Source organism: Microbacterium deminutum (assembly GCF_039530205.1).
Taxonomy (GTDB): Bacteria; Actinomycetota; Actinomycetes; order Actinomycetales; family Microbacteriaceae; genus Microbacterium; species Microbacterium deminutum.
This window is the reverse complement of record NZ_BAAAOG010000005.1, coordinates 143,559-166,072: the sequence shown is the minus strand read 5'-3', so window position 1 is coordinate 166,072 and position 22,514 is coordinate 143,559. Positions and strand designations below refer to the sequence as shown.

Sequence of the window (22,514 nt, the reverse complement as noted above, 5' to 3'; positions counted from 1 at the left end):
GCATCCGCACCATGGGTGAAAGGGACCGCACCCCACCCGTCGACCCGCGACTGCTGCGGTACGCGCAGGCGTCGCGCGGCTTCTTCGTCGCGATCGCCGCCGTCAGCCTCGGACAGACGGCGGTCATCATCGGGTTCGCGTGGCTGCTCACGCGCGCGATCGTCGGGGCGATCGGCGGGATGCCGCCGGCCGAACTCGCCGCCACGCTCGCCGCGCTGGCGGCCGTGGTCGCCGGGCGCGCGGTGCTGCTGTGGACGCGCGACGCGGTCGCCGCGCGCGCGGCCGCCCGGGTGCAGGCCGAGCTGCGGACGGCGCTGATCGGGGCGATCGGCCGGCTCGGGCCGGACTGGCTCGGCAGCCGGAACTCCGCCGCACTCGCGATCACCGCCGGCCGGGGCCTGGAAGCACTCGAGGCGTACTTCGGCCGCTACCTGCCGCAGCTCGTCCAGACGGTGATCGCGACGCCGCTGATCCTCGCCGTCATGTGGTGGCAGGACTGGCTCTCGGGCTTGACGGTGCTGCTCACCCTCCCGCTGATCCCGCTGTTCATGGTGCTGATCGGCATGGCCACGCGCTCGGTGCAGCAGCGCCAGTGGCAGACGCTGCAGCGTCTCGCGGCGCGCTTCGCCGACACCGTCGAGGGGCTCGCCACCCTCAAGGTGTTCGGCCGGCAGCATCGGGCTGCGGCATCCATCGAAACGGTCACCGGCGGATACCGCCGCGAGACGATGCGAGTCCTGCGGGTGTCGTTCCTCTCGGGATTCGCGCTGGAGTTCCTCGCCAGCATCTCGGTCGCGATCGTCGCGGTGTCGATCGGCTTCCGGCTGCTCGACGGATCGCTCGCACTCGGCGTCGGGCTGTTCGTCCTGCTGCTCGCCCCCGAGGCCTACCTGCCGATCCGTCAGGTCGGCGTGCAGTTCCATGCGGCGGCGGAGGGCATCGCGGCCACCGACGACATCTTCGACGTGCTGGATGCCGCGCACGGCGCACTGAGCGCGCAACCGACTCGCACGACGCCGGACCTCGGGGCGCATGATGCCGGACCCGACGAACTCGTGCTCGACGACCTCCGCGTTCATCGCGGAGGCGACAGCCTCCCGCCGATCTCGCTCGTGTCCCGACCCGGCACCGTCACGCTCATCGAGGGACCGAGCGGGGCCGGCAAGTCCAGCATCTTCGCGGCCCTCCGTGGCGCGGCTGCGTTCGAGGGAAGCGCGATCTACCGAGGGCGCAGCGTCTCGGAACTCCCACCCGCCGATTGGCTCGCGTGGGCGGGCCAGCAGCCCGGGCTCGTCGCCGGAACGATCGGCGACAACGTGGCGCTGGGTGATCCGGCCCCTCAGGCCGCGCTCGCACGCCAGGCGCTGGCGCTGGCATGCGCGGACGATCTCGACGTGCACACCCAACTCGGCGTCCAGGGAGCCGGCCTGTCGGGAGGTCAAGCCCAGCGCGTGGCCGTCGCCCGCGCGCTGTACCGCCACCTGCGCGGATTCGCGACGGTGGTCGCGCTCGACGAGCCGAGCTCCGCCCTCGATCCCGAGACCGAGGGCCGGCTGTGGGGGTCGCTGCGCGAGATCGCGGATGCCGGGGCTTCAGTGCTCCTCATCTCGCACCGGACGAGTTCGCGTGCGATCGCAGACGTGGTCGTGCGTCTCGAACCGAGCGAGGTGATCCTGTGAGCGCTGCTGCGGCATCGGCGCGTTCGGTGCTGCACGCGGCGCTGCCGCCCGGGCGACGGTTCTGGCCGGCTCTCGCGGCGGGGTTCGCGGCCGAGGGATCCGCGGTGGCGCTGCTCGCCGTCAGCGCCTGGCTCATCGTCCGCGCGAGCGAGCAGCCCCCCGTGCTCTACCTGTCGGCGGCTGTCGTCGGCGTGCGGTTCTTCGCCCTGTCGCGGGCGAGCTTCCGCTACCTCGAGCGGATCGCGGGGCATGATGCGGCCCTCCGCCGGCTCGCGACCACGCGCGCGTCGCTGGTCCGGCGACTGGTGCCCCTCGCACCCGACGGACTCATGCGCACACGTCGCGGCTCGGTGCTCGGCGCCCTCGTGGACGACGTCGACGACCTGCAGAACCTTCCGCTGCGCGTCGTGCAGCCTCTGGTCTCGTCCGCCACGGTCGCCCTCGCCGCGGTCGGCTTCATCGCGATCATCTGGTGGCCCGCGGCGCTGACCCTGCTCGGGTGCCTCGTGATGGCGGGTGTCGTCGCCGCGCTGTGGGGCTGGGCGGCGGGCGGTCGTGCGGAGCGCGCGATCGCTCCGCTGCGGGCAAGGGTGGCGGATGCCGTGCTCGATCATTTCGGCAGCGTCGACGTGCTGATCGCCTATGGCGCGGAAGCGCAGAGCCGCCGGGCGATCGCCGACGCCGACGCCGACCTCCGCCGGGCCGTGCTGCGCCGGGCCGATGCCCAGGCGGGCACCGTCGCCGTGGTCTCCGTTCTCGCCGGCGCGGCATCCATCGCCGCCGTGCTCTCGAGCGCGCCGGCCACGGCATCCGGCGCACTGGACGGACCGCTGCTCGCGGTCGTGGTCCTCGTCCCGATGGCCGTATTCGAGGTCTTCGCATCGGTGCCGATGGCGGCTTCGGCCTGGCGCCAGGTCAGGGCGTCTGCCCAGCGCATCGCCGAGTCGGTGCCCACCGGGGTTCCCGACGGCGTGGTGGCCGATGGCATCGCCGCGACCGGCGATGCTCCTCCGCTCGGAGACGGACTCGCGCTCCGGGGTGCGTCGGTGCGCTGGCCGGGATCGATGGATGCCGCTCTCCGCGACATCGATCTCGACATCCGTCCCGGTGAACGCGTGCTCGTCGTCGGCTCGAGCGGTTCCGGGAAGTCCACGCTTGCCCACGCACTCGTGCGGTTCCTCGAGACGGACGGCGCGTACGACGTCGGCGGACACTCCGTGCACGACCTCGCGAACGACGACGTACGGCTCACGGTCGGTCTGTGCGAGCAGCGGCCGATGCTCTTCGACGAGGACATCCGGCAGAACCTGCTCTTCGCGAGGGACTCGGCGTCCGATGCAGACCTGGAGTCCGCGCTCGAGCGGGTCGGCCTCGGTCCGTGGCTGCGGGAGCGCGGCGGCCTGGGCTCACGGGTAGGCGAGCGCGGCGCGCTCGTGTCGGGCGGCCAGGCGCAGCGCATCGCGCTCGCGCGCGCGCTGCTGCGGGGCTTTCCCGTGCTGGTGCTCGACGAGCCGACCGCAGGCGTCGACCCGGAGGCATCCGATGCCCTTCTCACCGACCTGCTGTCGGCGGTCGGCCCTGATCAGGCGGTCGTGCTGATCTCGCATGTCACGGTGCCCGAAGAGCTCGTCGACAGGACGCTGCGGCTCCACGACGGACGGCTCGTCGCCTGAGCCCCATGACTGCGCGCCGGCGGATCAGGGCGCGGCGGCCGCGGCGGGCGCCGGAGGCGTGGCGACCTCGACCTCCTCGGCTTCGGCCGTCGCCGCGATCCGGTTCGCCATGCCGCGGAAGATGAACCCGTGGAAGGGAAGCACCGCGAGCCAGTACAGTCGGCCGCCGAGCCCGCGCGGGAAGAAGACGGCGCGCTGGTCGTAGCGCGACCCCTCGCCGTGCCGCGATGCCCGCAGCTCCAGCCACGCCAGACCAGGCACCCTCATCTCGGCGCGCAGGCGCAGGAACGAGCCGCGCTCGATGGCCTCCACGCGCCAGAAGTCCAGCGCGTCGCCGACCTCGAGTCTCGCGCGGCTGCGCCGGCCGCGGGCGAGGCCGATCCCGCCGACCAGGCGATCCATCCAGCCGCGGGCCGCCCACAGGAGGGGCGAGGAGTACCAGCCGTTCTCGCCGCCGATCCCCTCGATGACCCGCCACAGCCGAGCGGGTGGCGCGGTCGTGAAGGCCATCCTCGTGTCGGTGAAGGCCGTCTTGCCTGCCCAGTCCGGATCGCTCGGCAGCGCTTCGCTGGGGACGCCGAGCACCTCGGCATCCAGCCAGCTCGTCTCGACGTCGTCGTCGCGCACGCGCCCGAGCGCCAGGGCGACCGCGCGCCGGTACGGCGTGAGTCCTTCGGCCGGCGGCGGGATCAGCGCGTCGATGTCGTGATCCTTGATCACGCATTCGTTCTGCAGCGACTCGACCAGAGGTCTCGCGATCGCCGAGGGGATGGGCGTGACCAGGTTCACCCAGAGCGAGGCGAGCCGGGGTGTGAGCACCGGCAGCGCCGCGATCGGCCGCTGCGGCAATCCGGCCTCGACGGCGTAGCCGTTCATCATCTGCCCGTAGCGCAGCACGTCCGGTCCGCCGATGTCGACCGCCCGGTTGACGTCGGCGGGCACGCGCGCGGCTCCCAGCAGATAGTGCAGCACGTCCCGCACGGCGATCGGCTGGATGCGGTTTCGCACCCACCGAGGGGCGGGCATGTACGGCAGCACATCGGTGAGGTGGCGAACCATCTCGAACGACGCCGAACCCGACCCGATCACGACCCCCGCCTGCAGCACCAGCGTCGGGACGCCGGACCGCAGGAACAGCTCACCGACCTGCACGCGCGATCGCAGGTGCGGCGACAGCGCGACGCCGTCGGGATGCAGCCCGCCGAGGTAGACGATGCGACCGACGGATGCCGCGGCCGCCGCCTGCGCGACGTTCTCGGCTGCGCGGCTGTCGGCCTCTTCGAATCCCTTCCCGGCCGACATGGAGTGGACGAGGTAGTACACGACGTCCGCGTCCGCGAGGGCGTCCGCTACCGGACCGGGGTCCGCGGCGTCGCCCTGCACCGCCTCGACGAGACTCCCCCACGGGAACGCGGGGATGCGTGCCGGCTCGCGTGTCAGCAGGCGCACGCGATAGCCGGCGGCGAGCAGACGCGGCACGAGCCGGCCGCCGATGTAGCCCGTCCCGCCGAAGACCACGGCCCACGGCTCGGTGCCGTCCGGGCGCGGCACTGCGGTCAGCTCGGGCTCGCGGCCGGTGGGCGCGGAAACGTCATCCATCCTCGGAGGCTACGCGCGCGGCATCCGCGGGCCGCAGGGCTTGACGAGAGCCCGCGTAGCTGGGTGCCTTCGGTGGCGCGGTGCTACAGCGTCCGCGCGAACGCCTGCACGCCGGGGTGCGACGGGATCGCCGTGAAGCCCACGCGCGGGTAGAACGCCACCGCGCCGGTGTTCTCGGACGCGGCGACGAGATGCAGCCCCGGCACGCCCTGCTCCCGCAGCGCGACGACGAGGGTCTGGATCAGCCGGCGACCCCAGCTCTGACCCTGCGCCTCGGGGAGCAGGTCGATGTGCAGATGGGCCGGATATTCGGCGCCGTACGGCTCTGCGCCGGCCCGACGCGAATAGGCGTAGATCAGGAGGCCGTCCTGCCGGGACTGCTCGACGTCGGGCAGCGGCCAGGGCTCGCCGCGCTCCGGCCACCACTCGTCGTGGAACCAGTCCTCGAACGCCTGCGTGTCGGGCGTGCCCACGATGTAGCCGACCACGCGGCCGTCGTCCCCTTCGACCACGAACGCCAGATCGGGGTGACGTGCGACGTACGGCAGCACGAAGATCTGCGCCCAGAGCTCGTCGTCGTCGAGGATGCCGGTCGCATCGCCTCCGGCATCCGCCGTCAGCACGCAGATCTCGGCGAGCGCAGGCTCGTCCCCGGGCTGGAAGCGGCGGATGCGAGTCATTCGCCGAGTGTACAAGTCGTCGGTGACGTCCCGCCGTTCACTCGATCGCATTGATCCGGACGTCGGCTGCGGCGACCGCGAGCCGCACGGCGGCTCCGGGCCCCAGCGAGAGCGAGGTGACCGCGTCGGGAGTCAGGTCCGCGGCCACGGCCGGCTCGACAGTGTGCACGCGGACACCCGACGGGGTCTGTTCCAGCCGCTGCACCCGGGCGGTCCACTCACCCGGCACGGGGGACCCGTCCGCCCGCGGATCGGCCGGGCCGTCGGCGCGGGTCAGCCGCACCGCCGACGGGGGGAAGACGGCGGTGACGCGTGCCGCGTCGCGCGAGAGCGCGATCCGGGATGCCGCGTCCCCCGCCGCGAGCGAGACCACCGGATCGCCGCCCGTCCAGAGGCCGTCGCGCGCGACCCCGACGATGCGATTGACCCCGGCGATCGTCGCGGCGAAGGGTGTGGCCGGGGCCCGGAAGACGTCCCGCACGACGGCATCCTGCGTGACGCGGCCGTCCTCGATGACCACGAGCCGACGTGCGAGCGCCGCTGCGTCGACGGCGTCGTGGGTCACGATGACCGTCGTCGTGTCCGCTCCCGCGAGCTGGGCGCCGAGCACGGCCCGGATCCCGTCGGCCGTCTCGGGGTCGAGGGATGTCAGGGGTTCGTCCAGCAGCAGGGCCGAAGGCTCGGTCGCGAGGGCCCGTGCCAGGGCGACCCGCTGCTGCTGGCCGCCCGAGAGCACCGCGGGGCGCAGGCTCCCGGTCTTGGGCAGACCCACGCGCGCCAGCCAGTCGTCGGCCGTGGCAGTCGCACTCGCGCGATCGATCCCGCGGGCGCGCAGCCCGAATGCGACGTTGGTGCGCACGTCCATGTGCGGAAAGAGCCTCGACTCCTGGCCGAGCAGCACGATTCCCCGCCTGGCGGGCGGCACCTGGATCCTCGGGCCCGTGACCTCGACGCCGCGCACCCGGACGCGTCCCGAGTCCGGGTGGACGAGCCCCGCGATGGCGGCCAGCAGCGTCGACTTGCCCGCCCCGCTGGGGCCCATCACCGCGACGATCTCGCGGCGGGCCGTCGCGATGGCCGCCTCGAGGCGGAACCCGTCGCGCTCGACGAGGATGTCGACATCCAGCCCCGTCGCCTCGGCGCGACCCGACTCGGGGGTTCCTGCGCGATCGGGCTCCCCCGCCCGGCCGCCCTCGACATCCTTCATCGCACGGCGCCAGGACGCCAGGCGCGCACCAGCAGCAGCACCGTCACAGCAGTCACGAGCAGCAGGAGCGACAGGGCGACCGCGGTGCCCTGCGAGACCCCGGCGCCGTTGAAGGCGGTGTAGATCGCGAGGGGCATCGTCTGCGTCACGCCGGGGGCGTTTCCTGCGAACAGCGCGGTCGCGCCGAACTCTCCGATCGCGCGGGCGAAGCACAGGATGACGCCCGCGATCAGCCCCGGCGCCGCGAGCGGCAGGGTCACCCGCCACAGGATCGTCCAGCGCGGCGCGCCGAGCGCCGCCGCGGTCTGCTCGTATCCGACGCCGGTCGTGCGAAGCGACGCCTCGAGCGCGAGCACGAGGAAGGGCATCGCGACGAAGGCCTGCGCGAGCACGACGGCGCTGGTGGTGAAGGGCACCCGGAAGCCGAACTGGGCGAACAGCTGCCCGAGCCAGCTGGTGCGCCCGAACAGGAACAGCAGCGCCACGCCCCCGACCATCGGCGGAAGGACGAGCGGCACCGTGACCAGGGCACGCAGGACCGCAGCGGGGCGGTCGCGCATGCGCGCGATCGCGAGAGCGAGCGGCACACCGAGCACCACGCAGAGCGCTGTGGCGATCAGGCCCGTCTCGAGCGACAGGCCGAGCGCGGCCAGCGACGCCGGCGCGGTGATGTCGTGCCAGAGCGTCGACCAGTTCACCCGGGAGACGAGCGCGACCAGCGGAAGGATGAGCAGCGCGAGCCCGACGACCGCGGGAATCGCGAGCACCTGCGGGACGAAGCCGCCGACAGCGCGGCGTGATGTCACGGGGCTCCGAAGCCCAGTCCCGCGAGCACCTGCTGACCCTCGTCGCTGAGCACGTAGTCGACGAAGGCGGCGGCCGCGTCGGGGTTGGCGGCATCCGTCAGCGAGACGATCGGGTAGTGGTTGACGACGTCTTGCGCACCGGTGGGCACGATCGACTCCACGTCGTCGTTGCCGAGCACGTCCGTCGCGTAGACCAGTCCCGCATCGGCGTCCCCGGCGGCGACCTTCGTCAGCACGGCGGTCACGTTCTGCTCGAGACTGGCCGGCGTCACCGTCACGCCCTGATCGGCCAGCAGGGTCTTGGATGCCGCGCCGCACGGCACCTCGGGAGCGCACAGCACGACGGTGAGGTCGGGGCTGGTGAGATCCTGCAGGCTGGTGACCTTGCCGGGATTGCCCTTCGGCATGGCGATGACGAGCGTGTTGGAGGCGAACCGCTCGGGGTCGGCGGCGAGCTTCGCGTCGACGACCTTCTGCATGTTCTTCTGATCGGCGGACGCGAACACATCCGCAGGCGCCCCTTCGATGAGCTGGGTCGCCAGCGTGCTCGACCCGTCGTAGACGATGGGCTTGACGGTCACCCCGGGGTTCTCCTGCTCGAATTTCATCGCCAGCTCGTCGAACGCCTTGCCGAGCGAGGCCGCCGCGTAGATGGTGAGGTCGCCGCTCAGGTCGGAGACCGTCGCCGTGGGTGTCGGGGTGGTTCCCGCGCCGGCGTCGGTGGGCGACGAGCAGCCGGCGAACGAGAGCGCCGCCACCAGCAGGGCAGCTGTGAAGAGGGTACGACGCACGATCAGTCCTTCGTCGTCTCGACGATGACCGAGGTGGCTTTGACGACGGCGACCGCGAGGGCGCCGACCTCAAGCGCGAGATCGCGCACCGCCTCTGCGGACATGAGTGAGACCACCCTGTGCGGACCCGCCTGGATGTCGACCTGCGCCATGACGCCGTCCACCTGGACGTTCGTGACGATCCCGACGAACCGGTTGCGCGCGCTCGAGAGGACATCGCTCGGGTCGCGCGGGGAGGACGCCAGCTCGACGGCACGCGTTGCGAGGGCGTCGCCCGGGATCTCGGCCGGCGATGCGCCCGTCGTCGGGAGGGTTCCTCCGTCGATCCAGCGGCGCACGGTGTCATCGCTCACGCCGAGCAGCCGGGCCGCCTCCGCGATCTTGTAGGTGGGCATGGATGCACGATATCACCGCAGTTGCGCGCATTTGGCGGGGTATCCGCCGCACGTGCGGAGTCGGGTGTGAGCGCCTCGCGCGTTCCTCCGGTGGGCGGAGGGGCTGCGGCGACGGGAGGCCCCGTCCCCGCGCAACGACCCTCCCCAGCGCCGCGCACCTCCGGAGGTCGCGGGCGGCGCGAGACGGATCTCGCGCCAAGGCGCCGAACGGGTCGTAGCCTGGACGCATGTCGCTTCCGCCGCTCGTCGAACCCGTCGACGCGCTCGACGAGGACGAGCGCGCCCGCACGGCGCGGCATACCGCGCTCGCCGGCTTCGGCGAGCTCGGCCAGCGCCGGCTCGCCGCCGCGCACGTCGCGGTCGTCGGTGCGGGCGGCCTCGGATCCGCCGTGGTGCTCGCGCTCGCCGCCGCCGGCGTCGGCACCCTGACGATCATCGACGACGACGACGTCGAGGCATCCAATCTCCAGCGACAGGTCATGCATCGACGAGGGGATGTCGGCACTCCGAAGGTCGATTCCGCCGTGCGCGTCGCCGGCGACCTCTCGCCGCGGACCGTGGTCCACGCCAGGAAGGCGTGGCTCAGCGCGGACAACGCGCGGGAGCTGCTCGTCGGCGCGGACGTCGTCATCGACGGCACGGACACGTTCGAGACGCGTGAGGCCGTCGCCTCGGCCTGCGAGGACCTCGGGGTTCCGCTGGTGTGGGGCGTGATCCAGGAGTTCTACGCCCAGGCGACGGTGTTCTGGTCGGAGCCCCCGGCCGGGATCCCCGCCGTGCGACTCGCCGACCTGTACCCGCCCGAAAGCGTCGGCGAGGTGCCGACCTGTGAGCAGGTCGGAGTGCTCGGCGCACTGTGCCTGCAGGTCGGCGCGATCCTCGCCACCGAGACCATCAAGCTCGTGACCGGGATCGGCGATCCGCTGCTCGGCCGGGTGCTCGTCATCGACGCCCTGCGCGGACGCACGGACGAGGTGGCCTTGCGCGCCGGCGCCCCCGTGCACGACCCACGGGCGCACGCCGCCGCGATCGCCCACATCGATCTTGCCGCCGCGCTCGCCGCCCAGGCCGACGGCGCGACGCTCCTCGACGTGCGCGAGCCGCACGAGACGGCGCTGGGCGTGCTCCCCGGCGCCCGCACGATCCCGCTCGCCGACATCCTGGCGGATCCCGCACGAGCGGGAGCCGGACCCGTCGTCGTGGTCTGCAAAGTCGGCGCGCGCGCTCTCCGCGCGGCCCGGGCGCTGGAGCAGGCGGGGATCGAGGCATCCGTCCTCACCGGCGGGATGGATGCCTGGGATGTCTCGTCCCTGCCGCGGACGGCCGGATGACCGCGGGTGCGGGCGATGACCTCGTCTCGATCGACGAGCATCTCGCCGGCATCCTGGAGGCCGTGAGGCTGCTGGACGCGTTCGCCGTGCCCGTCTCGGCGGCGCGCGGTCGCACGCTGCGCGAACCGGTGACGGCGCAGGTCGACATCCCGGTTTTCGACAACTCGGCGATGGACGGCTTCGCGGTGCGGTTCGAGGATGTGGCGGCGGCGTCGCCCGAGTCGCCCGTCACGCTCACCGTCGTCGCCGATCTGCCCGCAGGGACCCAGGACGACCCGTCGCTGGCGAGCGGCGAGGCGGCCCGGATCATGACCGGCTCGCCCACCCCGACCGACGCGACCGCGGTGGTTCCCTTCGAGGACACGGTCGGGGGCCTGGCGGAGTCGCTCGGCCGGATCACCGTCGTGCGCGCACCGCGGCCGCCCGGCGTCCACATCCGGCGGAGGGGCGGAGATCTCGTCGCGGGCGACGAGGTGCTCGCCGCGGGAACCCTGCTCGGACCACTGCAGGCCGCAGCTGCGGCAGCGGCCGGAGTGGCCGAGGTCGTCGTCGCCCGCCTCCCCCGGGTCGCGGTCGTCTCGACCGGATCCGAGCTCGTCCCGCCGGGTGCGCCGCTTCGGCGAGGACAGATCCCGGAGTCCAACAGCGAGCTCCTCGCCGGGCTCGTCGCCGAGGCGGGCGCCGAACTCGTGTTCCGCACGACCGTGCCCGACGATGGCGACGGCCCTCCCCGCGCGATCGCCGAGGCGGAGCTGCTGGGCGCAGACGTCGTCGTGTTCTCGGGTGGGGTGAGTGCGGGCGCGTACGAGGTGGTGAAGGGAACGCTCGCCGACCGCATGGCCTTCACGAAGGTGCGGATGCAGCCGGGCAAGCCGCAGGGATTCGGAGTGACGGACGCCGGGACGCTGCTGTTCGGGCTCCCCGGCAATCCGGTCAGCGCGGCGGTGTCGTTCGAGGTCTTCGTGCGGCCGGCGCTGATGCGGATGCAGGGCCGGACCGACCACGGTCGGCCGGTGATCCGGCTCGCGACGGGGGCGGGATGGCGCACGCCCGTCGGCCGCGCACAGTACCTGCCCGTGGTCATCGACCGCTCGGACCCCGGTGCCTGGCAGGCCCTGCCGGCCACGACGGGCGGCTCGCACCTCGCCGGCGGCCTCGGGCGCGCCGAGGCGTACGCCGTGATCCCCGCCGACGTCGAGGCCGTCGCCGCGGGCGACCTCGTCGATGTCATGCTGATCTCATGAGCTTCACTCACCTGGACGACGCCGGCCACGCGCGCATGGTGGACGTCACGCTGAAGCAGCCGACCGTCCGTGCGGCGACAGCACGAGGCTTCGTGCGCTGCGCCCCAGGTATCGTCGCCGCACTGCGCGACGGCACCGTGCCGAAGGGCGATGTCCTCGCGGTCGCGCGGATCGCCGGCATCCAGGCTGCCAAGCGGACGCCCGATCTGCTTCCGCTCGCCCACGTGATCGGCGTGCACGGCGCAGCCGTCGACCTGGCGATCGAGGACGACGGCATCTCCATCGAGGCCACCGTGCGCGCCGCCGACCGGACCGGCGTCGAGATGGAGGCGCTCACGGCGGTGTCGGTGGCCGCGCTGGCCGTCGTCGACATGGTGAAGGCGCTCGACAAGGGCACGTCGATCGAGAACGTCCGGATCGTGGCGAAGACCGGCGGCAAGTCCGGTGATTGGCGCCGCCCGGGCGAGGGCTGATGCACCAGGAGGCGGCATCAGAACTGGGCGCCATCCTGCTCGCCGGCGGACGTGCGTCACGCGTCGGGGGCGCCCCCAAGCCCCTCTTCGAGGTCGGCGGGCGCACCCTCCTCGCTGCCGCTGTCGATGCGGTGCGAGACGGCGGAGCCCGGCCGATCACGGTCGCGGCGCCGCTGCTCGACCCCGCGCTCGACGTCGGGTGGGTCCAGGAGAATCCGCCGTTCGGCGGGCCGGTCGCCGGTGCCGTCGCGGTGCTCGACGAGTGGGACCGCGCGGGATGGATGCCGGCGTGGACCTTCCTGCTCGCGTGCGACCTGCCCCGGGTGGCGGACGCCGTAGCCCAGCTCGCGCGCGACCTGCCGCTCCTCCCGCGCGACGCAGACGGCATATGCCTCGGCGATCCGTCGAGCCGTCCGCAATGGCTGACCGGCGTGTACCGGGTGGCGGCCCTGCGGCGTGCCGCCGCGGCCCTGCCCGACCTCGGGCGCGATGCGCCGGTCCGTGCGCTCGTGTCGGATCTTGCGATCGCGGTGGTCGCGGCATCCGGCGACCTGACCGACGACATCGACACGTGGGAGGATTTGGAGCACGCGCGCACGCGCGCTGCGAATCCCTGACCCTGGAGCCGCCATGAGCGACGAATCCCGTACGCTGCCGCCCGAAGCCCTCGACGACTGGGCGGCGGCGCTGCGCGATCACTTCGGACTGGGCGCGCAGGATGTGCCGGTCGCCGCGGTCCTGGATCTGACGAAGGTCGTGGCGAACGGGGTTGCGCGGCCGGCCGCGCCCCTCGGCGCGTTCGTCGCCGGCCTCGTGGCGGGGCGGAACGGCACGGATCCGGATGCCGTGCGCGAAGCACTCGCCGCGGTCGCGGCGCTCGCCGAGAGCTGGGAGGCGTAGTGCCCGTCGTCCGCTACTTCGCGGCCGCGCAGGAGGCGACCGGACTCGACAGCGAGCGCCGGACCGAGACGACTTTGGGCGCGCTGCGCCGGGCCATCGCCGCTGAGCACCCCGGGCTGAACCCGATCCTGCCCCGCTGCGCGGTGCTGGTCGCCGGCATCCGCGTCGAGGACGGGGCCGCGCTCGCCGCCGACGACCTGGTGGACGTGCTGCCGCCGTTCGCGGGCGGCTGACCCCCCAGGGTTCCGCGACCGGGCCGCGGCCACCGCCGCTCGAGCACAGCGGCGGGGATGTCCGGCGACACGCCGGGCGGCGGCATCCCGGATCGGCGTGTCCCGCACGATTCCCGCCGTTGTGCGCGCTGTCCCCGCCCTTGTGCACCCGAGACCCGCCGTTGTGCACGGGAGCCGATGGGGTCAGCCGCCCAGGCCCTTCCAGGCCGTGGTGCCGTCGGACTCGACCTGGCGCTTCCAGACCGGCAGGTCGGTCTTGATCACCTCGATGATCGCCCGGCAGACCTCGAACGCCTCGGCACGGTGCGGCGACGCGACCGCGATCATGACGGCCAGGTCTCCCACAACCAGTCGGCCGACCCGGTGACTCACGGCGACGATCGCCGCACTCGTGCCGATGGCCTCTTTCGCGATGCGCTGCAGCGTCGCTTCGGCGTCGGGATGCGCGGAGTACTCCAGCGCGACGACCGGGGTCGCGGCATCCGGATCGTGGTCGCGCACCCTTCCCACGAACGTCGTCACCGCTCCGGCGGCCGCGTCGTCGACGGCCGCGAGGTGCAGGTCCAGATCGAGCGGCTCGGAGCTGATCGCCGCGAGGCGTACGGCATTCACGCGTGATCTTCCCCGCGCAGCTGGGCGAGGATGTGCCGGGCGACAGAGAGGACGACGGGCATTCCGGATGCCACTGCGCCGGGCGAGCCCGGAAGATTCACGATCAGCACCCCCTGCGGGTCGACGACGCCGGCGAGCCCGCGCGTCAGCATGCCCGCAGGCTTCTCCGTGGCTCCGAGGCGCCGCAGCTCCTCGGCGATGCCCGGCAGCTGCCGCGTCAGCACCCGAAGGGTTCCTTCGGGCGTCGCGTCGCGGGGGCCGACCCCGGTGCCACCCGTCGTCACGATGAGCTGCATGCCGGCTTCGATGAACGCCGACAGCGCCCGTTCGACGCTGTCTGCGCCGTCCGGCACGACGACCGCGTCGTCGCAGCCGAACCCGGCGTCGTGCAGCGCCGCGACGGCGACCGGACCGCTGCGATCATCGCGGATGCCGGCCGCAGAACGATCCGAGACCGTGATGACGGCGGCGCGCGGGGGCATGGCCTCAGCCTAGAGAGGGATCACGGCGCTCGAGCCGCACGACGACGGACTTCGAGGTCGGCGTGCCGCTGACGTCGGCGACCGAATCGAGCGGCACCAGCACGTTCGTCTCGGGATAGTACGCGGCCGCGTTGCCACGAGGCGTCGCATAGCCGACGATCCGGAAGGACTCGGCGCGACGCTCCTGCACGACGCCGTCCGCGCCCGCCCACTCCGACACGAGGTCGACGATCTCGCCGTCGCTGAAACCCAGCACCTGGATGTCCTTCGGGTTGACCATGATGACCCGTCGGCCGCCATGGATGCCGCGATACCGGTCGTCCTTGCCGTAGATCGTCGTGTTGTACTGATCGTGCGAACGCAGCGTCTGCAGCAGCAGGCGACCGCCCGGGATCCGCGGGTACTCGAGCGCATTCACCGTGAACCGCGCCCTGCCGTCGGCGGTCGCGAAGCTCCGCTCGTCGCGCGGGCCGTTCGGCAGGAACAGCGTCCGGCCCTTGTCGATGGATGCCTCGAAGTCCTCGAAGCCCGGGACCACCGCGGCGATGTGCTGGCGGATCAGCGCGTAGTCGTGCTCGAGCGCGACCCAGTCGGCGTGCGGGGCGTTCCGCGTCCCCGCCTCGTTCGAGCCCGACCCGGGGGATGCGGAGCCTGATCGGGCCGGCGCCGAGCCCTTCACCGCCGGCGCGTCCCGGTGGATCTCCTCGTGCTCGGGCTGGCCGTGGTCGACCTGGACCGCCGAGTCGGTCCCGACCTCTGAGCCCGGCCCGTTTCCGGCATCCGTCCCGAACAGCAGCGCGCACAGCCGCGCGACGATCGCCACCTCGCTGAGCAGCTCCTCGGACGGCGGCACCAGGCGCCCGCGCGAGGCGTGCACGGCGCCCATCGAATCCTCGACCGTCACGCGCTGTTCGCCGTTGCCACGGCGGTCGCGGTCGGTGCGGCCCAGCGTGGGGAGGATGATGGCGCGCCGCCCGGTGACGACGTGCGAGCGATTGAGCTTCGTCGACACCTGCACGGTGAGATCGGTGCTGCGAAGCGCCGCTTCCACGACCACGGTGTCGGGAGTAGCCGAGACGAAGTTGCCGCCCATCCCCATGAACACCCGCGCGGTGCCGTCGCGCATCGCCCGGATCGCGGCGACGGTGTCGTGGCCGTGCTCACGCGGCGCTGTGAACTCGAACTCGTCGTCGAGGGCGTCGAGGAACTTCTCGGAGGGCTTCTCGTAGATGCCCATGGTCCGGTCGCCCTGCACGTTGGAATGCCCGCGCACCGGACACACCCCGGCGCCAGGGCGGCCGATGTTCCCTTGCAGCAGCAGCACGTTCACGATGTCGCGCAGTGTCGCCACGGAGTGCTTGTGCTGCGTCAGGCCCATCGCCCAGCACACGATCGTCGCCTTCGAGACGCGCACGGCCTCGCCGACACGTCGCAGCGTCTTCTCAGGCAGCCCGGTGGCGGCCACCAGCTCCCGCCATGGCGTCGCCGCCATCGCGTCCCGGTAGTCGGTGAACCCGCTCGTGTATGCGTCGACGAACTCGTGGTCGACGACCCCGCCGTGCTCCGCGTCGTACTCGAGCAGGTGCTTCCCAATCGCCTGGAACAGGCCCTGGTCGCCGCCGAGGCGGATCTGCACGAACTGGTCCGCGAGCTTCGTGCCGCCGAGGATGACGCCCTTCACGGTCTGGGGATTCTCGAACCGCACCAGCCCGGCCTCTGGGAGGGGGTTGACGGCGATGATCGTGGCGCCGGACAGCTTCGCCTTCTCGAGCGCCGACAGCATGCGCGGATGGTTGGTGCCCGGGTTCTGCCCGGCCACGATCAGGAGGTCGGCCTCGTGGATGTCGCCGATCGACACGGTGCCCTTGCCGATCCCGATCGTCTCGGTGAGCGCCGAACCCGAGGACTCGTGGCACATGTTCGAGCAGTCCGGCAGGTTGTTCGTGCCGAAGCCGCGCACGAGCAGCTGATACAGGAACGCCGCCTCGTTCGATGTGCGTCCCGACGTGTAGAAGATCGCCTCGTTCGGGTCGGCGAGGCCGCGCAGCGCCTTTGCGATCTCGCCCAGCGCGTCATCCCACGAGATCGGACGATAGTGGGTGCCGCCCTCATCGAGGATCATCGGGTGGGTCAGGCGCCCCTGCTGGCCCAGCCACCAGTCATCGTGGGCCCCGAGTTCGGCGAGCGAGTGCTCGGCGAAGAAGTCCGGCCCGACCCGGCGCAGCGTCGCCTCCTCGGCGACGGCCTTCGCGCCGTTCTCGCAGAACTCCGCGATGTGACGCTTGTCCTCCTCCGGCCACGCGCAGCCAGGGCAGTCGAACCCGTCCTTCTGGTTGACCCGCAGCAGGCTCCGGATGCTGCGCTCCACGCCCATCTGATCGTTGGAGATCTGCAGCGCGTGCAGCACCGCGGGCACGCCGACCGCGACCTTCTTGGGTCGGGTGACGCGGACGCGTGTCTCGTCGATGTCCGTGCGTGGGGGCTTCGTCGCCATGAGTTCAGGCTAATCCGCCTGAGACCGCAGAGGCGCGGACCACGGCATCCGTCGTTCCGTTTCGACGGATGCCGCACTCGGACCACTCACCTGAGCGCGGCGACGAGCGCCTGAAGTTCGACGTCGTCCCGCTTCGCCTGTTCGACAACCCGCTGGGCCGACGCCTGCACCACACGGGCCCTCATCAGGACGCTCGAGCGGCCGCGCACCCGTCCACGACACGTACCAGGGTCGCAGGGCTTCGAGCTCGGCCGACTGCTCGTCGACGAGCTTCTGGGCGAACGCCCGCGTCTCTCGACTCACACCCGTCTTGTCGAGCACGTCCTTGGCCAGGTCGACCGCCTCGACGCGGTAGTAGATCATCGCCTCGACGTAGCAGAAGTCATCCGCGGTGACAGGTTCGGTCGAGGCCGAGCCCGACGGGGTCGGTGCGCCCGCGGAGCTCGACGCGCTCATCACCGCCGCCACGGCCAGCGCGATCGCGGCGACCGTTGCACACAGCGCGATCACGACGCGACGACCGCGACCCGACTGCGCACGAGCAAACCTTCCGACCGGGACGGACCGCAGGTGGGCGGGCAGAGCCGTCAGCGGCGCCCGTTGCCGAAGATGCCCCGGATGACGCCGTTCAGGATAGTCTGCGTGGTCCTCGACCCCAGCACCTGCTCGATCGGCGACTTCTGCGACGCGCGCGACGTGCGGGTCGTTCGGGTCGTGCCCGCGGTCTTGCGCATGAGCCGCTCGTACTCCTGCTGGGCCCGCTTGTCCTCGGCGGCCTTCGCCTTGTCGGCCGCCGCCTGCTGCTTCGCGATCTCGGCATCGGCCTTCGCCTTCGCGGCCGCCGCCTCCGCGGCCGCCTGTGCGGCGTCGGCGGCGTTCATCTTCGCGGCGAGGATCTCGCGCGCGGACTCCCGGTCGATCGCGGTGCCGTACTTGGCGAGCAGCAGGGATGCCTTGACCGCCGACTCGATCTGCGGCTCGGGCGTCGGCGACATCAGGCCTTGCGGAGCGCGAAGCCTCGTCCACGCGACCGGCGTGGGAGCGCCCTTCTCGCTCATCACAGTGACGACCGCCTCGCCCGTGCCGAGCTCCTGGAGCACGCGCTCGAGGTCGTAGCCCGACTTCGGGTACGTGCCCACGGTTGCCCGCAGCGCCTTCGCGTCGTCAGGGGTGAAGGCGCGCAGCGCATGCTGCACCCGGGATCCGAGCTGGGCGAGCACGTCGGAGGGCACGTCCTTCGGCGTCTGGGTCACGAAGAACACGCCCACGCCCTTCGAGCGGATGAGTCGCACTGTCTGCGTGATCGCCGCCAGGAAGTCCTTCGACGCATCCCGGAAGAGCAGGTGAGCCTCGTCGAAGAAGAACACCAGCTTCGGTGTGTCGAGGTCGCCCACCTCGGGGAGGATCTCGAACAGCTCCGCGAGCAGGTACATGAGGAAGGTGGAGAACAGGGCCGGTTTGTCGATGACTCCAGGCACCTCGAGCAGGCTGATGACGCCCCGGCCATCGCCCGCCGTCCGGAGGAAGTCGCGGACATCGAACTCCGGCTCGCCGAAGAAGACGTCGGCGCCGTCGTCGGCGAAGGTGATGAGCTCGCGAAGGATCACGCCCGCCGTCGCCGCCGAGAGGCCGCCGAGATCCCTGAGCTCCGCCTTGCCCTCGTCGCCGGTGAGGTACGTCAGCACCGCGCGCAGATCCGACAGATCGACGAGCGCGAGCCCGTTCGCGTCGGCGTAGTGGAAGACGAGTCCGAGACTGGACTCCTGCGTCGCGTTCAGCCCCAGCACCTTGCTGAGCAGCAGCGGGCCGAAGCCCGACACGGTAGCGCGCACCGGCACGCCGCGGCCGATGCCCCCGAGCGCGAAGTACTCGGTGACGGATGCCGCCGGCTGCCAGTCCTGCCCGATCGCCTGCGTGCGGGCCAGCAGCTTCTCGTTCGGCTCCCCCGCTGTCGCGACGCCGGAGAGGTCGCCTTTGATGTCGGCCGCGAACACCGGAACGCCCTTCGCCGCCAGCTGCTCGGCGAGGCCCTGGAGCGTGCGGGTCTTCCCGGTGCCCGTGGCACCCGCGACGAGTCCGTGCCGGTTCATCATGCCGAGCGGGATGCGGATCTGCGCAGCACTGATCGGTTCGCCGTTGAGGAGCGCACCGAGGTCGAGGGTTTGCCCTTCGAATGTGTATCCGGCTTCGATGCTTCCGATCTGTTCCGCAGTGAGTGGTCCTGATTGGTCCTGCGCCGGGGCGCTCGGGGCGGGCGCTCCCGCGGGCCCCGACGCTTCGGTGGTCGAGGTCTGGCCGGAGACGCTCAGCTCGGGCGCGGTCGCAGGCGTCGACGTCTCGCCAGCCGGGGCGGGGGCGGACGGGGCGCCGGCCCTCGCCTTGGCCGCCTCCGCCTCGGCCGCGGCGAGCGCGGCCCTCGCCTGCGCGGCCTTCAACTGGGCTTCCGCTGCATCCGCCTCGGCCCGGAGCCGGGCGAGTTCGGCCTCTGCGGCCGCGACGGTGGGATCTGTCGACTCTGACGCGCTCATCCGGTCAGCCTAGCGACGGCGGCGGGGGCGCGGCATCCGTTCTCTCTCGAGCGATCAGCGTCGCGAAGAAGCCTGCGACCACCAGCGCCGCACCCGCCCCGATGAGCATGCCTCCGAGCGTGTCGCTCAGCCAGTGCGCGTGCAGGTACGTGCGGCTGAGCGCCATCAGCAGCGCCCATGCGATGCCCACCAGGAGGACCCAGAGGCGTGGAAACAGCAGGACCGAGGCCGTCGCGATCGTGGTCGCATTGGCGACGTGCCCTGAGGGATACGACCCGAAGTCCGAGACCACGATGATGTCCTCGGGGCGCGCCCGGCCGAACAGGTGCTTGAGGATCTGCACCCCCGCCGCGGAGACGGCCTCGGCGGTGAGGAAGTATGCCGCCGACCACGGCCTCTTCACCAGGATCAGCGCGACCGCGCCGCCGAGAGGCACCACGAGCGTGCCGAACCACCCGCCGCCGAGGAAGTTCATGACCTGCGAGAGGCCCAGCATGAACGGCGAGATCCACGCGGCGAGCACCGTGTTCCACCATATGTCGATCGCGAAGGGCTCCGGGCCACGGAAGAAGATCCAGACGCCGAGCGCGCAGGAGGCCGCGATGAGGAGTCCACCGGCGATGAAGAGGCCGGCGCGTGTGGGGACGCCGATCGTCGTCGCGTGCGCAGACTCCATCGCCCCATTGTGTCTCTCCGGCGCGCAATCCGTGCGGTGCGCCGTCCCGGAGAGGCATGATGGCGGCATGACCCGTGTCGTGGATGCCGTCCGCGCGTTCATCGCGCCGCTCACCCGCACGCGCCTGTTCCGCCGGATCGGACCGCTGGTGCTACCGCCCATCGAGGCGGTGCTCTCGCGCCTCACCGGCGGTCACGTCCAGCTGAGCGCCCTGCTCGTCCCCTCGCTCATCCTGCACACGATCGGCGCGAAATCGGGCGAGCCGCGTGACGCCCCGCTCATGTACACGCCCGACGGCCAGGGTCGCGCCATCGTCGCCGGCACGAACTTCGCCGGGGAGCGGCATCCGGCGTGGACTGCGAACCTGCTTGCGAACCCGGATGCCGCGATCACCGTCCGCGGGCGCTGGATGCCGGTGCGCGCGCTGCCGGTGCCCGCCGACGAGCGGGACGCGGCCTGGGCGCGGATCGAGGCGCAGTGGCCGGGGTATCGCGGGTACGAGCGGGACTCGGGGCGCACGGTGCGACTGTTCCGGCTGCAGCCGCTGCGCGAGGCGACAACGGTCTGACGCGGCGGGCCAGTGGGCCTGGGGATGAAGAATCGGTCCGACCGGGTGCGCGAGGCATGATGGGCGGATGAACCGTGCCATCGACGTCGTCCGCGCGATCGTCGCGCCCCTGACCCGCACCCGTGTCTGGCGTCGTCTCGCGCCGGTCGTGCTGCCGCCCGTCGAGCGGTTCCTCGACCGCGTCTCGGGGGGTCGCGTGCAGCTGACGACCATCATCGTGCCGTCGCTCATGCTGCACACGATCGGCGCCAAGTCCGGCGAACCGCGCGATGCGCCGCTCATGTACACCGCCGACGGCAAGGGACGCGCATACGTCGCCGGCACGAACTGGGCAGGAGCGAGGCATCCGGCCTGGACCGCCAACCTGCTCGCCCACCCGGATGCCGAGATCACCGTCCGCGGACGCCGGATGGCCGTTCGCGCGACACTTGTGCCCGACAGCGAGCGCGACGCGACGTGGGCCCTGATGGAAGCGCAGTGGCCCGACTACCGCGACTACGAGCGGGACTCCGGGCGCACCGCACGGATCTTCCTGCTGACACCGGTCCGCAGGATCGGCTGAGCCGCTCCCCCGAGTGCGCCCCGGTGAGCAAACCCCGACGCCGGGTCAGGGGCTCAGAAGGCCGATCGTGCGGGGCCGGACAATGGTCCACAGCGAGATGAGGCCGATGATCGCGCAGCCGGTCATCACCACCGCCATCGTCGTCGGAGTGATGCCCGCGTCGCGGGCGATCCAGCCCACGATCGGCGAGATGAGTCCCGCGACGCCGAAGTTGGTCGCGCCGACGAGCGACGCGGCCGTTCCCGCCGCCTTTCCATGCCGATCGAGAGCAAGCACCTGCACACAGGGGAACGTGAAGCCGCACGCCGCCATGAACAGGAACAGCGGGACCATGACCCCCCAGAGCCCTGCCCCGAGCTGGTCGAGCACGATGATGGAGGCCGAGGCGACGACGAGCACCGCCGTGGAGAAGGCCATGACCCATTGCGGCCCGAACCGCGCGGCGAGACGGGATGCCGCCTGCACGCCGACCACGACGCCGAGCGAGTTCACGGCGAACAGCAGACCGTACTGCTGCGCGTCGAAGCCGAACGTGCTCTGGAACAGGAACGACGAGCTGGACAAGTAGGAGAAGAGCCCGCTGAAGGTCATCGCGCCGATGATCAGCACGCCGATGAAGACCCGGTCCGACAGGACGCTCTTGTAGCGTTCCAGCACCGTCGTGCTGCTGCGTCCGCTGCGACGGGCTTTCGGAAGGGTCTCGGGCACCAGGAAGATCGCGCACACGAGCATGATCGCGCCGTACGCCGCGAGCACGACGAAGATCCCCCGCCACGGCATGACGATCAGCAGTGCGGAGCCGATCAGCGGCGCTGCCACCGGGGCGACGCCCGATACCAGGGCCAGCCGCGACAGCATGATCACGAGGCGCCGGCCGCCGAACAGGTCGCGGACGATGGCCATGGCGACCACACCCCCGGCAGCGGCGCCCATGCCCATGAGGACACGTGCCGCGCCGAGCGCGATCAGCGTCGGTGCCAGCGCGGCAGCGATGCTCGCCACCACATGGAGGGCGGTGACCGCGAGCAGAGGGATGCGACGCCCGACCTTGTCGCTCAGCGGACCCACGATGAGCTGTCCGAGTCCGAACCCGAGCATCGTCCCGGTGAGCGTCAGCTGGATCATGGTGGCGGTGGTCTGGAAGTCCGCCTCGAGGACCGGGAACGCCGGCAGATACAGGTCGACCGTGAACGGACCGAGCGCCGTGAGCGCACCGAGCAGGATGATGTAGACGATCCGGCGGCCGTTGGAGATCGAATCGCCGGGGTGCAGCACGATCGGCGCGGTGGCCGGGTTCGGTCCGAGGGTGCGGATGGCCCCCGTCGCGGGCGTGCCGGCGATCGTGTGGATCGCCCCGGTCGCCGTGACATCGGTGGCCCCCCCACGAGCCGTCGTCGACGGCGAAGTCACGGTGGCCGGCGAAGGGGCTGCCGTCAGACGCGAGCGGGCACGGCGGCGGGAGGCCTTGGGGACGACGGGAACAGTATCGGTATCGAGCACGGAGTCTTCCGTTTCGGCGGCGAGGCAGCGGGCGAAGGCGCCGGGGAAACCGGCTCGGGCGCAGGGAGGGGATCGTTCGAA

At 71.9% G+C, this 22,514-nt stretch carries 23 protein-coding genes; 10 read left to right on the top strand and 13 right to left on the bottom strand.

Annotated features, from left to right (window positions below):
• Positions 1–11 precede the first annotated feature (11 nt).
• Both cydD and cydC read left to right on the top strand, forming a co-directional pair.
• Positions 12–1,679, top strand: a complete 1,668-nt coding sequence (gene cydD / locus ABD212_RS13755) for a thiol reductant ABC exporter subunit CydD (RefSeq protein WP_344095574.1) — start codon at positions 12–14, stop codon at positions 1,677–1,679.
• A complete protein-coding gene (cydC, locus tag ABD212_RS13750; protein ID WP_344095572.1) occupies positions 1,676–3,352 on the top strand; it encodes a thiol reductant ABC exporter subunit CydC in 1,677 nt (558 codons plus the stop codon). The genes cydD and cydC overlap by 4 nt, the downstream gene beginning before the upstream one ends.
• A 24-nt stretch (positions 3,353–3,376) precedes the next feature.
• Here cydC and ABD212_RS13745 read toward each other — a convergent pair whose 3' ends face one another.
• From ABD212_RS13745 to ABD212_RS13720, 6 genes are all read right to left on the bottom strand, one after another.
• The gene (locus ABD212_RS13745; protein ID WP_344095570.1) at positions 3,377–4,951 is read right to left on the bottom strand and encodes an SDR family oxidoreductase; all 1,575 of its coding nucleotides are present in this window, start codon (positions 4,949–4,951) and stop codon (positions 3,377–3,379) included.
• 83 nt (positions 4,952–5,034) lie between these two features.
• Positions 5,035–5,631, bottom strand: a complete 597-nt coding sequence (locus ABD212_RS13740) for a GNAT family N-acetyltransferase (protein WP_344095568.1) — start codon at positions 5,629–5,631, stop codon at positions 5,035–5,037.
• 37 nt (positions 5,632–5,668) lie between these two features.
• Complete coding sequence (locus ABD212_RS13735) at positions 5,669–6,838, bottom strand: sulfate/molybdate ABC transporter ATP-binding protein (protein WP_344095566.1); 1,170 nt, start codon at positions 6,836–6,838, stop codon at positions 5,669–5,671.
• Positions 6,835–7,644 carry an ABC transporter permease gene (locus ABD212_RS13730; RefSeq protein ID WP_344095564.1) on the bottom strand — a complete coding sequence of 270 codons (810 nt, stop codon included), beginning with the start codon at positions 7,642–7,644 and terminating at the stop codon, positions 6,835–6,837. Before ABD212_RS13730 ends, ABD212_RS13735 begins: the two co-directional genes overlap by 4 nt.
• Positions 7,641–8,435, bottom strand: coding sequence for a molybdate ABC transporter substrate-binding protein (gene modA, locus ABD212_RS13725; protein ID WP_344095562.1), 795 nt, complete (start codon positions 8,433–8,435; stop codon positions 7,641–7,643). The genes ABD212_RS13730 and modA overlap by 4 nt, the downstream gene beginning before the upstream one ends.
• A 2-nt stretch (positions 8,436–8,437) precedes the next feature.
• Positions 8,438–8,830, bottom strand: coding sequence for a TOBE domain-containing protein (locus tag ABD212_RS13720; protein WP_344095561.1), 393 nt, complete (start codon positions 8,828–8,830; stop codon positions 8,438–8,440).
• Between the two features lie 227 nt (positions 8,831–9,057).
• On the opposite strand from ABD212_RS13720, the gene ABD212_RS13715 reads away from it, so the two are divergent.
• The 6 genes from ABD212_RS13715 to ABD212_RS13690 are packed head-to-tail and all read left to right on the top strand — an operon-like array spanning position 9,058 to position 13,011.
• Entirely contained in the window at positions 9,058–10,161 is a 1,104-nt protein-coding gene (locus tag ABD212_RS13715; RefSeq protein WP_344095559.1) for a ThiF family adenylyltransferase, read from the top strand.
• Positions 10,158–11,405: a molybdopterin molybdotransferase MoeA gene (locus ABD212_RS13710; protein ID WP_344095557.1), complete on the top strand. Its 1,248-nt coding sequence runs from the start codon at positions 10,158–10,160 to the stop codon at positions 11,403–11,405. Before ABD212_RS13715 ends, ABD212_RS13710 begins: the two co-directional genes overlap by 4 nt.
• A complete protein-coding gene (gene moaC / locus ABD212_RS13705; RefSeq protein ID WP_344095555.1) occupies positions 11,402–11,878 on the top strand; it encodes a cyclic pyranopterin monophosphate synthase MoaC in 477 nt (158 codons plus the stop codon). Before ABD212_RS13710 ends, moaC begins: the two co-directional genes overlap by 4 nt.
• Entirely contained in the window at positions 11,878–12,495 is a 618-nt protein-coding gene (gene mobA, locus ABD212_RS13700) for a molybdenum cofactor guanylyltransferase (RefSeq protein ID WP_344095553.1), read from the top strand. The genes moaC and mobA overlap by 1 nt, the downstream gene beginning before the upstream one ends.
• 13 nt (positions 12,496–12,508) lie before the next feature.
• Entirely contained in the window at positions 12,509–12,778 is a 270-nt protein-coding gene (locus ABD212_RS13695) for a DUF6457 domain-containing protein (protein ID WP_344095551.1), read from the top strand.
• Positions 12,778–13,011, top strand: a complete 234-nt coding sequence (locus ABD212_RS13690; RefSeq protein ID WP_344095549.1) for a MoaD/ThiS family protein — start codon at positions 12,778–12,780, stop codon at positions 13,009–13,011. Before ABD212_RS13695 ends, ABD212_RS13690 begins: the two co-directional genes overlap by 1 nt.
• A 183-nt stretch (positions 13,012–13,194) precedes the next feature.
• On the opposite strand, the gene ABD212_RS13685 is transcribed toward ABD212_RS13690, so the two are convergent.
• The 6 genes from ABD212_RS13685 to ABD212_RS13660 all read right to left on the bottom strand — a co-directional run bounded on the left by ABD212_RS13685 (position 13,195) and on the right by ABD212_RS13660 (position 19,803).
• Positions 13,195–13,623 (bottom strand): molybdenum cofactor biosynthesis protein MoaE, encoded by a 429-nt coding sequence (locus ABD212_RS13685; RefSeq protein ID WP_344095547.1) that lies wholly within the window; start codon positions 13,621–13,623, stop codon positions 13,195–13,197.
• Entirely contained in the window at positions 13,620–14,105 is a 486-nt protein-coding gene (locus ABD212_RS13680; protein ID WP_344095545.1) for a MogA/MoaB family molybdenum cofactor biosynthesis protein, read from the bottom strand. Before ABD212_RS13680 ends, ABD212_RS13685 begins: the two co-directional genes overlap by 4 nt.
• 4 nt (positions 14,106–14,109) lie before the next feature.
• Entirely contained in the window at positions 14,110–16,599 is a 2,490-nt protein-coding gene (locus ABD212_RS13675) for an FdhF/YdeP family oxidoreductase (protein WP_344095543.1), read from the bottom strand.
• A gap of 9 nt (positions 16,600–16,608) precedes the next feature.
• The gene (locus ABD212_RS13670) at positions 16,609–17,055 is read right to left on the bottom strand and encodes a DUF305 domain-containing protein (RefSeq protein ID WP_344095541.1); all 447 of its coding nucleotides are present in this window, start codon (positions 17,053–17,055) and stop codon (positions 16,609–16,611) included.
• 131 nt (positions 17,056–17,186) lie between these two features.
• Complete coding sequence (locus ABD212_RS13665; protein WP_344095539.1) at positions 17,187–19,127, bottom strand: helicase HerA-like domain-containing protein; 1,941 nt, start codon at positions 19,125–19,127, stop codon at positions 17,187–17,189.
• Positions 19,128–19,131: 4 nt separating this feature from the next.
• Positions 19,132–19,803: a phosphatase PAP2 family protein gene (locus ABD212_RS13660; RefSeq protein WP_344095537.1), complete on the bottom strand. Its 672-nt coding sequence runs from the start codon at positions 19,801–19,803 to the stop codon at positions 19,132–19,134.
• Between the two features lie 67 nt (positions 19,804–19,870).
• On the opposite strand from ABD212_RS13660, the gene ABD212_RS13655 reads away from it, so the two are divergent.
• Complete coding sequence (locus tag ABD212_RS13655) at positions 19,871–20,371, top strand: nitroreductase family deazaflavin-dependent oxidoreductase (RefSeq protein WP_344095535.1); 501 nt, start codon at positions 19,871–19,873, stop codon at positions 20,369–20,371.
• A gap of 67 nt (positions 20,372–20,438) precedes the next feature.
• Positions 20,439–20,933, top strand: coding sequence for a nitroreductase family deazaflavin-dependent oxidoreductase (locus ABD212_RS13650; RefSeq protein ID WP_344095533.1), 495 nt, complete (start codon positions 20,439–20,441; stop codon positions 20,931–20,933).
• Positions 20,934–20,978: 45 nt separating this feature from the next.
• On the opposite strand, the gene ABD212_RS13645 is transcribed toward ABD212_RS13650, so the two are convergent.
• Positions 20,979–22,247: a multidrug effflux MFS transporter gene (locus tag ABD212_RS13645; RefSeq protein WP_425561274.1), complete on the bottom strand. Its 1,269-nt coding sequence runs from the start codon at positions 22,245–22,247 to the stop codon at positions 20,979–20,981.
• Between the last annotated feature and the right edge of the window lie 267 nt (positions 22,248–22,514).